Annotated in this window: 11 protein-coding genes and 1 pseudogene; 7 read left to right on the forward strand and 5 right to left on the reverse strand. The window is 44.2% G+C overall.

Annotated elements, in window-relative coordinates; translation table 11 throughout:
- The first annotated feature begins 95 nt into the window (after positions 1 to 95).
- The 3 genes from AC6I8Y_RS17760 (at position 96) to AC6I8Y_RS17770 (ending at position 2,627) form a co-directional block, all read left to right on the forward strand.
- Positions 96 to 644 (forward strand): cytochrome b, encoded by a 549-nt coding sequence (locus AC6I8Y_RS17760; RefSeq protein ID WP_394151336.1) that lies wholly within the window; start codon positions 96 to 98, stop codon positions 642 to 644.
- Positions 641 to 1,210: a YceI family protein gene (locus AC6I8Y_RS17765; RefSeq protein ID WP_128650096.1), complete on the forward strand. Its 570-nt coding sequence runs from the start codon at positions 641 to 643 to the stop codon at positions 1,208 to 1,210. Before AC6I8Y_RS17760 ends, AC6I8Y_RS17765 begins: the two co-directional genes overlap by 4 nt.
- 334 nt (positions 1,211 to 1,544) lie before the next feature.
- Positions 1,545 to 2,627, forward strand: a complete 1,083-nt coding sequence (locus AC6I8Y_RS17770) for a YadA C-terminal domain-containing protein (protein ID WP_394151023.1) — start codon at positions 1,545 to 1,547, stop codon at positions 2,625 to 2,627.
- A gap of 151 nt (positions 2,628 to 2,778) precedes the next feature.
- On the opposite strand, the gene focA is transcribed toward AC6I8Y_RS17770, so the two are convergent.
- Positions 2,779 to 4,227, reverse strand: a complete 1,449-nt coding sequence (gene focA / locus AC6I8Y_RS17775; RefSeq protein WP_498022454.1) for a formate transporter FocA — start codon at positions 4,225 to 4,227, stop codon at positions 2,779 to 2,781.
- A gap of 378 nt (positions 4,228 to 4,605) precedes the next feature.
- Between focA and AC6I8Y_RS17780 the strand changes: the two genes are divergently transcribed.
- On the forward strand, positions 4,606 to 5,511 hold the full coding sequence (locus tag AC6I8Y_RS17780; protein WP_042471503.1) for a LysR substrate-binding domain-containing protein: 906 nt from the start codon (positions 4,606 to 4,608) through the stop codon (positions 5,509 to 5,511).
- A gap of 126 nt (positions 5,512 to 5,637) precedes the next feature.
- Entirely contained in the window at positions 5,638 to 6,117 is a 480-nt protein-coding gene (locus tag AC6I8Y_RS17785; RefSeq protein WP_128650104.1) for a DUF1097 domain-containing protein, read from the forward strand.
- 44 nt (positions 6,118 to 6,161) lie between these two features.
- Here the strand turns inward: AC6I8Y_RS17785 and AC6I8Y_RS17790 are convergent.
- Positions 6,162 to 7,792: pseudogene (locus AC6I8Y_RS17790) on the reverse strand (ATP-dependent endonuclease).
- 259 nt (positions 7,793 to 8,051) lie between these two features.
- Between AC6I8Y_RS17790 and AC6I8Y_RS17795 the strand changes: the two are divergent.
- Both AC6I8Y_RS17795 and AC6I8Y_RS17800 read left to right on the forward strand, forming a co-directional pair.
- Positions 8,052 to 9,761 (forward strand): bifunctional metallophosphatase/5'-nucleotidase, encoded by a 1,710-nt coding sequence (locus AC6I8Y_RS17795; RefSeq protein ID WP_394151025.1) that lies wholly within the window; start codon positions 8,052 to 8,054, stop codon positions 9,759 to 9,761.
- Between the two features lie 397 nt (positions 9,762 to 10,158).
- Complete coding sequence (locus tag AC6I8Y_RS17800; RefSeq protein ID WP_394151026.1) at positions 10,159 to 10,734, forward strand: SOS response-associated peptidase; 576 nt, start codon at positions 10,159 to 10,161, stop codon at positions 10,732 to 10,734.
- Positions 10,735 to 10,758: 24 nt separating this feature from the next.
- Here the strand turns inward: AC6I8Y_RS17800 and AC6I8Y_RS17805 are convergent, their stop codons facing one another.
- The 3 genes from AC6I8Y_RS17805 to AC6I8Y_RS17815 all read right to left on the reverse strand — a co-directional run bounded on the left by AC6I8Y_RS17805 (position 10,759) and on the right by AC6I8Y_RS17815 (position 12,295).
- A complete protein-coding gene (locus AC6I8Y_RS17805) occupies positions 10,759 to 11,112 on the reverse strand; it encodes a DUF1428 domain-containing protein (protein ID WP_498022456.1) in 354 nt (117 codons plus the stop codon).
- A 326-nt stretch (positions 11,113 to 11,438) separates the two neighbouring features.
- Positions 11,439 to 11,687 (reverse strand): YgjV family protein, encoded by a 249-nt coding sequence (locus AC6I8Y_RS17810; protein WP_042471521.1) that lies wholly within the window; start codon positions 11,685 to 11,687, stop codon positions 11,439 to 11,441.
- Positions 11,688 to 11,977: 290 nt separating this feature from the next.
- On the reverse strand, positions 11,978 to 12,295 hold the full coding sequence (locus AC6I8Y_RS17815) for a DUF496 family protein (RefSeq protein ID WP_006072802.1): 318 nt from the start codon (positions 12,293 to 12,295) through the stop codon (positions 11,978 to 11,980).
- Positions 12,296 to 12,341 lie beyond the last annotated feature (46 nt).

Consider the following 12,341-nt stretch of genomic DNA (forward strand, 5'->3'; position numbering starts at 1 on the left):
GGGTGTTGTCGTTAAAGTGTCAAGTTAGGTAAATACTGTATCCCATAGGTTGATGAGTTGTTAACATTATTGGCGAGTTAGATTAAATCATGGAAATGACGATGGCGGTAAAAGAAGTAAAAAACTACAACCCGATAGCAAGAGCACTGCACTGGATTTCAGCTATTGTAGTGATTGGAATGTTTGCAGTGGGTTTGTGGATGGTCGATCTCACTTACTACAGTGAGTGGTATAAAACGGCTCCACACTGGCACCGTTCTATCGGCATCCTTTTGGCAGGGCTCACTATTTTCCGTTTGGTTTGGAAGCACGTGACTGCAGCACCAAAAGTAGAAGGCAACCAGTTCGAAAAGGTTGGCGCTAAGGTAGGTCATCTCGCCATGTACGTTGCACTTATCGTCATTTTCGTTAGTGGATACCTTATCTCGACTTCAGATGGTCGCGGAATCGAAGTATTTGACTGGTTTACAGTTCCGGGCTTGGGAGAGTTTTTCCCTAATCAATCAGACATTGCGGGCGAAGTGCACTTTTACGCTGCTTGGTTCGTTATTCTTGCCGCTGGTGGTCATGCGCTAGCTGCTTTGAAACATCACTTTATAAACAAAGACAACACTCTTCGAAAAATGTTAGGAGTTTCGAAATGAAAAAGACACTAATCGCTACAGGAATGGCTGCGGCAATGCTATTGCCACTAGGTGCTAACGCTGCTGACTACGCAATTGATACGAAAGGCGCACACGCTTCTATCAACTTTAAAGTAAGCCACCTAGGTTACAGCTACATCAAAGGCCGTTTTAACACTTTCTCTGGTGACTTTAGCTACGACCCTGCAAACATCGAAGCGTCATCTGTCAACGTTGTTGTTGATACAACAAGTCTTGATTCAAACCACGCTGAGCGTGATAAGCACATCCGCAGCTCTGACTTTATCGATGCTGGTAAATTCAAGCAAGCGACATTCAAGAGCACAAGCGTGAAAGACAAGGGCAACGGTAAACTTGATGTAATGGGTGATCTAACACTTCACGGTGTGACACAGCCAATCACGATCGAAGCTGAGTTCATTGGCGCTGGTCAAGATCCGTGGGGTGGTGAGCGCGCTGGCTTCAATGGCACAACTCGTCTAGAACTGGCTGATTTCAAAATCCCAGTCATGGGCGCATCAAGCTACGTAGACATGGAACTACACGTAGAAGGTATTAAGAAGTAATTTCTACCAACTATTTTCCATCAAAGCCCCGAGCATAGTCTCGGGGCTTTTTTTATTCCTTAAATTCAACCAATTGACTTCAAGCCCTAACTTCATTTCTAACGCTTATCTAAGTAATTCAAACTCTAATAGGTTACTCACGAAATTTTTCTATCAATAGGATGCACTCCGTGTTCGAAGCGAGCACGACGGATGCAAGCACCGGGCAGTAATGGGGTGCATGCAGAAACACGTAGTCATCTCCAATGGATGACTGCGCGTTTGAATAAGGCGAAAGGAGAGTCGCCAGATAACGAATTCCTATTTTCCTTATTGATACGAAGAAACCTATTTTATGAAAAAGACATTTATCGCACTTGCACTTACTTCCGTTTTCGCTGCGCCAGCTATGGCTGCTACTAACTCTTTTGGTTCTATTGAAGATGTGCAAAAGTATTTAGCTGACTATGACGTTAAATCTGTAGAGGGTGAGTATGGTAATACGGACCTTTACACTAAAGACGGCCACCACATTGCTTCAATCAAGAACAATGGTTCTGGTGAGTACGTTGTCGTTGATCAAAACGAACCTGCTGGTAAAAATGGTGAGCGTTATTCTTACGAAGTTCGTGTAGACAAAGATGGAAGCATTACCCACATCGATGGCAAGCGTCCAGAAGCAAAAGATCTTCCAGTTAATCCGGGCCGCAACACAGTTATCGAAGATAATCCAAACCCTGATTACGATGTATTTGATGCTGCTGACGTAGTAGATGCTACTCGTAAACATCTAGATGAAAACAATCTTACTGTTAATGATGACGGTCAAGTTTTCAATAACAGCACTGGTGAGCAAGTAGGTCAGATCACTACTACTAAAGATGGTGGCGCTAAGATTATTGGTTTCGACGAAAATGGTAAAGAAACTCACATTTCAGTTGATTCTCACAGCGAAGGTCAAGTGAAGGTTAAGGTTGAAGAAAAGCAAAACAACGATCCTGCACCACTACCAGATCCAAAAGCGCCAGTAACTATCGATGACATGCACAGCATCTATAACGAAGTTGGTAAACAGGCTGATACTGCGTATAACACGCTAGATGATAAAATTAACTCTAACAGCAAGAAGATTGCTGGCCTTGAAACTGAAATGAAGAAGATGGGCGACAAGATGCTTGACCTAGAAGACCGTATGGACGGTGTTGTAGCGACTTCTCACGCTGTAACTAACGCACGACCTATGGTTCAAGACGCTGGTGAATTCGCTATGGGTGTGGGCATTGGTGCTGCGGGTTCTAAACAAGCTCTAGCACTTGGTGGCGCTTATCAGTTTTCTCAAAACTGGTCTGCATCTACAACGGTAAACTACGAAACTGCTGGCAAACGTTCTAAAGCACAGCTGTCTGCAGGTGCGGGTGTGCATTACCGATTCAAGTAAACCTAGTTCGACGTCAGTGAACCAATAGAATTAATTCAACACAACGTCATGCTTAAAAAAAAATGGCTTATAACGAGGTAGCCCCGGTTTTTACACCGGGGCTTTTTTCGGCCAAACGACTTATTTCCTAGCCAAAAATTGGTTTGTTGTCTTACGCTGATTCAAGTTCGCGTTCAACAACATTCAAGCGTTCGCCATAGATAGGGCGGACAGCTTTCATTACTTCAGCTCTTGATAAAATTCCAACCAAGACACCATTTTCTAATACAGGCAATACATGTGGTTTGTTTACTTTCATCGCTTTAGCACGCTCTTCTAGAGAAAGAGTAGAGAAGCTAGTCGCGATGCCCATTGAACTTACCGGATATAGCTGGTCTTTGTCGATGCAAAGAAATTCAGCGACATCTACCAGTTTTTCAGACGCGTTGATAGCGACAACATCACGGCTCATCAGGTCGACTACTTTCTGACCTTGCTCAGGGATGTAGTCTTGGCACCACAAATCAACCATTACATCGTGCACAGAGAAGAAACCAACCAAGCGACCTTCGATGTCTGTAACTGGAGCACTTGTTAGGTTGTGGTCCAAAAGTGTATCTAGAGCAACAGCTGTTGGCATTTCAACGCTTAGTGTTACTGGTTGAGTATTCATGATGTCTTTTACGATGATGTTGTTGTTCATTTGCGTCTCCTTTACTGACGTAAGTTCAGTGGTTTGTGTAATTGCAGTTACATTTGCTGCTTTTAGTTGTGGTCTGCGGTAGATACTCCAGTTAGCAAGTCCTACCAAAACCGAACCACCAATTATGTTTCCTAGCGTGACTGGTATAAGGTTGTTCGTTAAAAAGTGAATCGGTGTTAGGTCGCTAAATTGAGCTTGGGTTGTGCCCGTTGCTGCCCAGAATTCAGCGCCTGCAAAGTTTTGAATCACAATGCCCAGTGGGACCATAAACATGTTTGCTACACAGTGTTCAAAACCGCTGCTGACAAACATCGCGACGGGTAAAACCGTCATTGCGGCTTTTGTCATCGCATTTGCGCTGCTAAACGTTAGCCAAATTGCTAGACACACGAGTAGGTTACATAGAACGCCAAGAGCGAAAGCCTGTACCCAAGTGTGATGCAACTTATGCTGTGCAATATGCAGAGCGTTCAGTCCCCATTGACCATTGTCCATTTGGTAAAGACCTGCGGCAGAGACAATCAAAAGCAAGAACATCGCGCCAATGAAGTTTCCAACGTAGACCTTTCCCCAAATTGAAAGCATTTTGCTAAAGCTAATCTGTTTATTGGCCCAAGAGATGCTTGAAAGCACTGAACTCGTAAACAGTTCGCCACCGCATATCACGATGAGAATCAACCCCATACTGAATGCAAGTCCGCCAGCTAGCCTGCTTAAGCCCCATCCCGCATCTGCGCTTCCCGTCGTTACCGTGATGTAGAATAGAAATGCCAAGCCGATAAAGGCGCCCGCCATAATGGCCAAGCTCATTGTCATTCCACTGGTTTTCTTCGCTTTACTTAATGCGAACTTTTCAGCTTCTGCCATCATCTCTAATGGCGAGAAGAGCAGATTGTTCTCGGAGCTAGCTGATGCCATTCCTTACTCCTTAACCTCGTTTGTGTGTGAATCGCGCATTTCATAACTCCTTAAGTGGTTGAGATAAAAGTGCGAGAACAAAGCCCCGTGCTGTGTTCGAAACTAGATTAAGGGCAATCAGGTGCAGTGGTAAAATTGATAATTTTTAAAATTGAAATCAGAAATATTGATAACTTTACTGCACAAGGTAGAATAAGGGCTCAAGTCCATAACGTACTGTTTTTTAGTGAGAGACTAGCGAGCGTCGTGATTCTCAATCGGTGAAAAATTCGTCACAGAACGAACATCGAAAAAGCGACATAAAAGAAACTGATAGAAACAGTTCGTGATTTGCGGTCGAACACAATATTTTAAGATTTAGTGGTGTAAGGAAAACGGATGCGATATTCATTAAAACAACTTGCCGTTTTTGATGCAGTGGCGGATACGGGAAGCGTCAGTCAGGCAGCAGATAAGTTGTCGCTAACTCAGTCAGCGACAAGTATGTCATTGGCACAGCTGGAAAAAATGCTTGGCAGACCCTTGTTTGAGAGACAAGGCAAGCAGATGGCATTGACTCATTGGGGCGTATGGCTAAGACCAAAAGCTAAACGGCTGTTACAAGATGCGCAGCAGATTGAAATGGGATTCTACGAGCAACACCTTTTAAGTGGCGAGTTAAAGCTAGGGGCGAGTCAAACTCCAGCGGAACACTTGGTGCCGGACCTTATCAGCTCGATTGATAACGATTTTCCTGAAATGCGCATTTCTCTTGGTGTAAAAAGTACCGATTCGGTGATTGAAGGGGTCTTGGACTATAAATATGACCTTGGCATCATTGAAGGGCGCTGCGATGACAATCGAATTCATCAAGAGATCTGGTGCCGTGACCACCTAACGGTCGTCGCTTCAGCACATCACCCGTTTGCCCGTCGTGAAAAAGTAAGCCTTGCACAATTAGAGCAAGCACGTTGGGTTCTCCGTGAGCATGGTTCAGGTACTCGAAAGATTTTTGATAGCTCTATTCATCATTTGATAGGTGATCTTGATGTTTGGCGTGAATATGAACACGTGCCGGTGCTTCGTAGTATGGTGGCAAATGGACAATACTTAACGTGTTTACCTTATTTAGATGTTGAGCGATTTATTGAAGCTGGTGAGCTCGTTGCATTGAATGTTCCCGAACTAGAAATGGAGCGTACACTTTCCTTTATTTGGCGTGCGGACATGGCAGAGAACCCGCTTGTTGAGTGTGTAAAACGCGAAGGTTCGAGAATGATGAAAGGGAAACCATCCGTTCTTTAGTGATGTATATCACAGTAATAATGCAATGAAATGTATGTTGCGTTCATTGTCGTGATCGCGATCTCTTAAATTCAATCAATGTTCGGTTACTTTATGGTTAACGTAATCGAACAATTGGTTGACGATATGAGTCCATTAATCGCAATTTCTCTTACAACGGGTATTTTGTCTGGTATCTGGGGCTGGACGGCGTTATCGCTAGGTCTATTGTCTTGGGCTGGCTTCTTGGGTTGTACGAGTTACTTTGCTTCTCCAAAAGATGGTGTTACCGGCCTTGCTCAGAGCTTATTAACCAACATGTCAGGTGTGGTGTGGGCAATGGTTATTATTCATGGCTCATCATTGATCAATCTCGAGATCGCTGGCTACATAATGACGGCACTCGTATCCTTCTTTATGTGTATCCAAGCTAAACGTGCATGGCTGCAATATATCCCTGGCACGTTTATTGGCGCGTGTGCGACATTTGCTGCCGATGGCGCATGGCAACTCGTCGTGCCGTCACTAGTACTAGGTGGGCTATTTGGCTACACGATGAAGGCAAGTGGACTTTGGCTTCATAAACGTTTGAGTGACGAGCCAGACTCTGCTTTGGTTAACGAATAGAAATCTCGAAAGCCACTATCATAAAATCTGATAGTGGCTTTTTACTATGTATTGCCATTAGCCATTGTGATGACTCGGCGTAGTATCCACCGAATCAATACAGGAATACTTTCCACCCCTTTGTCTTCACACTCCGAAACGATAGCCAAGGCTAAATCAGGTTTTGCAAACTTTTTGAGAACGCGTGCCACCACTTTTTTCGGTGGGATTGGGTGATCATGAGGAATCTTGATAAGATCCTAAAAAATAGTTCGAATCCATTCACATAGAGGTAGTGCTCGATATCACGGTCAGGAAGTTCCGTTAAATGATGGCGGGGATGTTCACCTTCTAGTTGATGCATGACCGTTGTCGCGTATTTTTTGCCGGCGGCGTCACCGTCTGTCACTACGTGCCAGTCAATACCGAACGCTTTTGCTACCTTAATCAATGACTTTAAGCCTGATTGAGCAAACTCGATGATCTGAACGCCCTCTGCAGCCAAGTTGTAACCACATTGATTGGCAAGCTCGTTAAACAGCCAAACTTCAGTTTCACCTTCGACCAGTAGCCAGCATCGTGCAAACAAGGCTCTGGAGCGATGAAAACGAATATGAAACCCGACGCGTCTAAGTTCATCTTTAGTCAGGTTGTGGGTGGCGATACTCTTAGTAATCGTTTTGTCTGATTGCCTGACCAATCGTCTGATGGATTGAAGCGGTACTGCGCCAAGAAGATCACTACTGTTTGTCGTGAGAATCTTTTGCATGGGTAGCATTTGCAATAAACTCCACGCTCGCGCCAAGTGTGTAGGGTGCAAGCGTCCTTCTGGATCTTCAATAATTAGAATTGGGCGAGCACAACGCCTCAGATCTGTTGGACCTTTCGCTTGCAAATACGCATTGAGTAAACCCAATAGTAGTAAGCGTGTCTGATGGTTTTTGGTTTCATCGATAACCTGAGAAAGGTTTTGTTCCGTGTTGGGGCGTGAGAAGAAAACGCCATCACGATGTCCTTTGCCTGATTTTCTGGAATGGCTCTTAAATGAAAAATAGTGTTCAACCAAGGCTTTCATTGAGTTCAGGCTACTTTTCATTTCTCCTTTGTTTACATGCCCAGGGATCGCCATCAGACGTCTGACGGTGTTGTGAATTCGCTTCTCCGAACGTGAATTCATACCATTAGTCGGAGCATCTTGCGTATAGAGGCGCCTTGAGTCGCGTAATCGGATAACAGGATGAAGGGTCATGAGTTCTTGAGCGATTCTTTCAGAATGATGCAGTCTCAGCGGATTACCCATTTGATCCAAAAACTCATACCTTTGTGTGATGTCATAACCATCGAGAGTGGCACTAATGCGATAGTAGAAGCGTTGGATACCATTTTCATCCTCAAACCAAATAGGTTTAAGTTTGCGGTATCGACCGGATAGGGTTTCATTTCGCTCGGTCGATATAAAAGAAAGAACAATCTGTAGATGGCGAGTTTGGGGATGAGATGCGGCATAGTCGACATGAAAGTCTTTCATCTCAAACTGATAAGGTGACCCGTCTGCGGGCAAGACAACGCTCAATGCATCGAGCAAAGAAGACTTACCCCATGTATTCTCACCAATCAAGGTGGTGAGATCGTCTAGCGCAATAGAGAGACGTTTGATTCCACGAAAACCGGAAACATCAATTCGTTCTAGTTTCATTCAACTCTCCTAAAGAAAGTGATGCATATGGCACTATCTATTTCAATTATAAGCGGCTTTTTGTCATTGGACTGTAATCAAGCTCATAGTTGTTTCGTTTATGTCTGTCGCTGGAGGCTTGCTCGCTCGCTTTTTGTACGATTTCATTGTGACCTCTATCATAAAAAGACCTGTATAATCGGTATGTGATTTCATAAAATTCATTGGAATGTCACATAAAGCGCGCTACCATCAGAAGTGAAAATAAAGAGGAAAATCGATGACACACAATAATAAGCCTCTATCGCTGACAATAGCGCATATCAACGATACCCATTCTTACTTTGAACCAACGTCTCTCCCTTTAAGTATTGAACTCGATGGTCAAACTCATCAGCCTTATGTGAGTGCTGGTGGATTCGCACGAATCGCGACACGAGTAAAAGAGCTAAAACAGAACCACAGTTCAGATGGCTTTCTATTTCTTCATGCAGGGGACTGTTTTCAGGGTACTTTGTATTTTTCTCTGTTCAAAGGTGAAGCAAATGCGGTGATGCTTAATGCTTTGAACATTGACGCAATGACACTTGGAAACCATGAACTCGATATGGGCAATGAACCCGTGGGACAGTTCATTCGCAGTATTCAGTTTCCACTTCTAGCAGGTAACTGGAATGTCTCTAATGAGGGCGATAAGCAGTATCCATTGAAGGGACACGACAATCTTATCGACTTCGATGAATCACGTGGCGTTGCACGCTGGATTGAGCGTGAGGTTAACGGTGAACGAGTTGCCATATTCGGCTTATCGATCGAAAAAATGGCCGATATCGCCAACCCTGATTGTGATACGAGCTTTGAGCCTTGTGTACAGACCGCTACATCGACGGTTAGAGCGATTAATCAGCGCGGAATCAACAAAATAATACTACTCAGCCATATGGGCTATGAGGCAGATCTCGAATTGGCGGAGCAAGTGACAGGCATCGGCTTGATCATTGGTGGCCATAGTCATGTCCTTCAAGGTGATTTCAAAGCGTTAGGCATCAAGTCGCAAGACCAATATGGTGTGCGTGTGAAAAATACTCTGATTGTCCAAGCGGGTTTTCACTCAATGACATTAGGTCATTGCCACATCGAGTTCGATCAAAATGGCCTCGTCACGTCCTTTGAAGGTCAAAACGAACTGTTGATTGGCAGGCGCGTGTTCATGGATGTTAATAAAGAGAATACGTTGGTTGATTTGGAAGCTCTTAAGAGAAACGTTCAAACACACCAAAATGTGGCCGTAGTGAGAAAGGACCGCGAGATCAAAGCGGTAATGGCAGAGAAATATCAACCTAAGGTTAAAGAGCTTCAAACTCAGACGATTGCTCACATCGATCATGAACTTCGTCATGTCAGGCTTCCTGACGAGCAAGGACCAAGCCAGTTAGCACCACTTGTTGCACACTCTTTCTTGTACACGATGAAATCTCTTGGGCATAACGTAGATTTTGCAATGCACAACGCAGGAGGTGTCAGGAACTCTCTTGGCGTTGGTGACGTCTCTGTTGCTGATGTTGCAGGAAAACTTCTGCCGTTTGCCGTGCCTATTGGTGTTTATCGAATTCGTGGTCGCCATATTCCTCTGATTTTAGAAGGCGCACTTGATAATGCGTATAGCAACGGAGTACAGGGGACAGGATCGGGAAGCTATCCGTACACCTCGCAACTTGAGTTTCATTATGACCCGACGCTCGCAAAAGGGAAAAGAGTCAGTAAAGTGTTCGTCGATGGTTCACCCTTACAGCCTGAAAAGATTTATACAGGCACCTCAAGTGCTTACACGATGAAAGGTAAAGAAGGGTATGACGCCATTAAAAACATGGAAGACAATGGCGTTGTTACGACGTGGTCGATGGCCGATTGCTTTATCAAACTTTTATCTGAGCAGCCTCAAATAGTTAGCAATAACCAACAGAAAAATGCGGGCTTGCTTCCACAATGATGGAATAGTTTTTGCTCCAGTTGAACCTAATTGGGTTTTGGCCGTCTACCTCCAATAGATTGCCAACACATATCATTGGAAGAAAGGTTCATCGGGGGAGCTATGTGGAACAAAGATTGGCTCGACACATTTGTAGTGGTCGGTTGGATAGGCGCTTGGTCACTGTTGGTTTATTTAATACCTAGCGGAGCTATTTAACCATCAACTCATATTAACCATCAACTCATAAATTGCGACAGCAAAAAGGGTGGGTCGGCCGAGAACAGCAGAATCTCGGCCTTTCCAGACGCGCAAGCAAAGGCGTTCCGAACTAAAACTATGAGGGTTTGGGGTTGGCGTCAAGAGCAAAAACATGCGATACGCTATAATAGACCACAAATAAGGAAGTTTATTGTCTATGTGCGGTCGACTTAACATTATCGATGATCCCTTCAGCCAGTATGTTTCAGAACAACTGGGTTTGGAGTTTTCTACGTCACAGAAAACAGAGTTATTCCCTTCTGAACAAATAGACTGTATTGTCTCGAGCACAGAACAAAAGCTGTTTACTTTGCCTCTAAGTTGGGGGATTAAACCTAGCTGGAGTAAACGTCTTATCATCAATGCTCAAGCAGAATCCGTGGTAACGAAACCGACATTTGCCGACGCGTACGCTTACCACAGAGTGATTGTGCCTTGTTCAGGTTGGTATGAATGGAAGCAAAACGAGCTGTCAGAGAAAACTAAATATTTGTTCAGTGCCGAAAGTCATCGCCCACTGTACATGGCCGCTGTTGGTTATCCTCAGACCCAGCAGGTGGTAACACTCACAACCAAGCCAACGAAGCACTATTTACGCTATCACCATAGGATGCCACTTATATTAACCCCACAAGCTGCTATGCAGTGGTTGGTACCATCGATAGACAGGCATGATGAAATATTAAATAGCTTAGTGAGCGATGAGTTATGGCAGGTCGCTAAGGTTGGTTAGTGGCCCTGTAACTTTGGGCAAAGCTCATTCATCCACTAGAACCTCAAACCCACCATAGATCAATCGTTTAGTGTCAAATGGCATTGCGGCCATTTCACGTTGAATCATTTCGTCGTCAAACACGGCTTTCATTCCAGCATCTCGAACGTGTTTTGACGGCCAAGTAATCCAAGAAAACACGACACATTCGTCTTCTTTCTTCATTACCGCTTGAGGAAAAGAGGTTAGCTGACCTTCGGAAACGTCATCTTCCCAGCACTCAATAACGGACAGCGCTCCGTGTTGTTTGAAAACCGGGGCGATTTTTAATACATGCTCACGATACAAGGCCTTGTTTTCTTTGGGTACGGCCGCCACAAATCCATCTACATATTCCATATCTGCCCCCGTGCAATGATGGTGTCCACCATACAGTATGAACCAAGATCATTGTTTTAGTGAGCATTTGGAGGTCAAGGCAGTTTTAATCTTACAAGCACGCAGATACACTAGAGCCCTGAATTTATGTATAGAGAAGTAATATGTTCATTTTGATTCGCCTACTTAAACTAGCGGTAATTTCGGCCGTCTTTTTCACCATCTATGATTTGATAGCGTTTGGAGAAATCACTTGGGTAAGCCGCTTCTTCGGATAGGAGACACAAAAAAGCCCCGACATAAATCGAGGCTCTTAAATAGGGCTAAGATAACTAGATTGCTACAGATTAAGCATTGCTCTCTGTGCTAGCATCGCTCTTTTTTTGCATCTGAAGCAAGAAATAAACGTTAACACAAGCAATGAAACCGTTGGTGATCACAACAGGCATTGAATCGATCGCTAATCCATAAGCGGTAAAAAGTGCACAGCCAACAAAGTTCAACACGCGTAGTTTAATGATGTCTTTCATTGTCAGAGAGATTGCGACCATAATTGACGCCGCGTAGCCAAGTATTTCTACCATACTAAAGTCCATATTTTCCTCCTCAGATATTGCCAGGGTTTCTGGTACCTATTCTTCTCTTCATGAGATTAGTGAGGAAGCTCCGTGCCTCGAATGGTAATACTGTAATTCGCGGACACTATAACAGCGTCTATTCTGTGATGGAACCGTCAATTTGGGATACGGAGAGGGTTAGCGATTACGCAAACGTTTTGGCACGAAGGAATAGGGAGTTGATACCTAGAAGTGTTGAAACTATCAATAGATGTGCAGGAAATAAAAAAGCCTGCGTTTGCAGGCTTTAAGCATTCGTTAGGTAGAAATTACTTCTTACCTTGTACCATTTGCTTGTCTTCTTCAGTTAGCTCACGGATACGACGGCTGATGTCACGGCGAGCTTTTGAAATCTCAGCGCTCTTGATGATGTGGTCATCAACGCGGTCTTCGTAGTCTGCTTTCATGTTCTTGATGATGGTAACGATCTCGTCGTGTGTCATCTCTGGCTTGATGTAATCCATCAAGTTCTCTAGAAGGTCGACACGCTTACGGTTGTCTCGAACTTTCTTTTCGTTGTCTAGTAGTTCACGTTTCAATTTGTTTTTGCGGCGCGCCTGCGCAACGATTTCAAATACGCTACTCATAATCCTTTCCTAATTCGTGTTGATATCTGGCTTGATTAAAGCACAA

It is taken from the genome of Vibrio sp. KUL78 (assembly GCF_059725505.1).

Coding starts and splice junctions, on each gene's coding strand:
- AC6I8Y_RS17780 (WP_042471503.1), top strand. CDS start 4,606: ATGCGATATTCATTAAAACAACTTGCCGTTTTTGATGCAGTGGCGGAT.
- AC6I8Y_RS17760 (WP_394151336.1), top strand. CDS start 96: ATGACGATGGCGGTAAAAGAAGTAAAAAACTACAACCCGATAGCAAGA.
- AC6I8Y_RS17815 (WP_006072802.1), bottom strand. CDS start 12,295: ATGAGTAGCGTATTTGAAATCGTTGCGCAGGCGCGCCGCAAAAACAAA.
- AC6I8Y_RS17810 (WP_042471521.1), bottom strand. CDS start 11,687: ATGGACTTTAGTATGGTAGAAATACTTGGCTACGCGGCGTCAATTATG.
- AC6I8Y_RS17770 (WP_394151023.1), top strand. CDS start 1,545: ATGAAAAAGACATTTATCGCACTTGCACTTACTTCCGTTTTCGCTGCG.
- focA (WP_498022454.1), bottom strand. CDS start 4,227: ATGGCATCAGCTAGCTCCGAGAACAATCTGCTCTTCTCGCCATTAGAG.
- AC6I8Y_RS17785 (WP_128650104.1), top strand. CDS start 5,638: ATGAGTCCATTAATCGCAATTTCTCTTACAACGGGTATTTTGTCTGGT.
- AC6I8Y_RS17805 (WP_498022456.1), bottom strand. CDS start 11,112: ATGGAATATGTAGATGGATTTGTGGCGGCCGTACCCAAAGAAAACAAG.
- AC6I8Y_RS17795 (WP_394151025.1), top strand. CDS start 8,052: ATGACACACAATAATAAGCCTCTATCGCTGACAATAGCGCATATCAAC.
- AC6I8Y_RS17765 (WP_128650096.1), top strand. CDS start 641: ATGAAAAAGACACTAATCGCTACAGGAATGGCTGCGGCAATGCTATTG.
- AC6I8Y_RS17800 (WP_394151026.1), top strand. CDS start 10,159: ATGTGCGGTCGACTTAACATTATCGATGATCCCTTCAGCCAGTATGTT.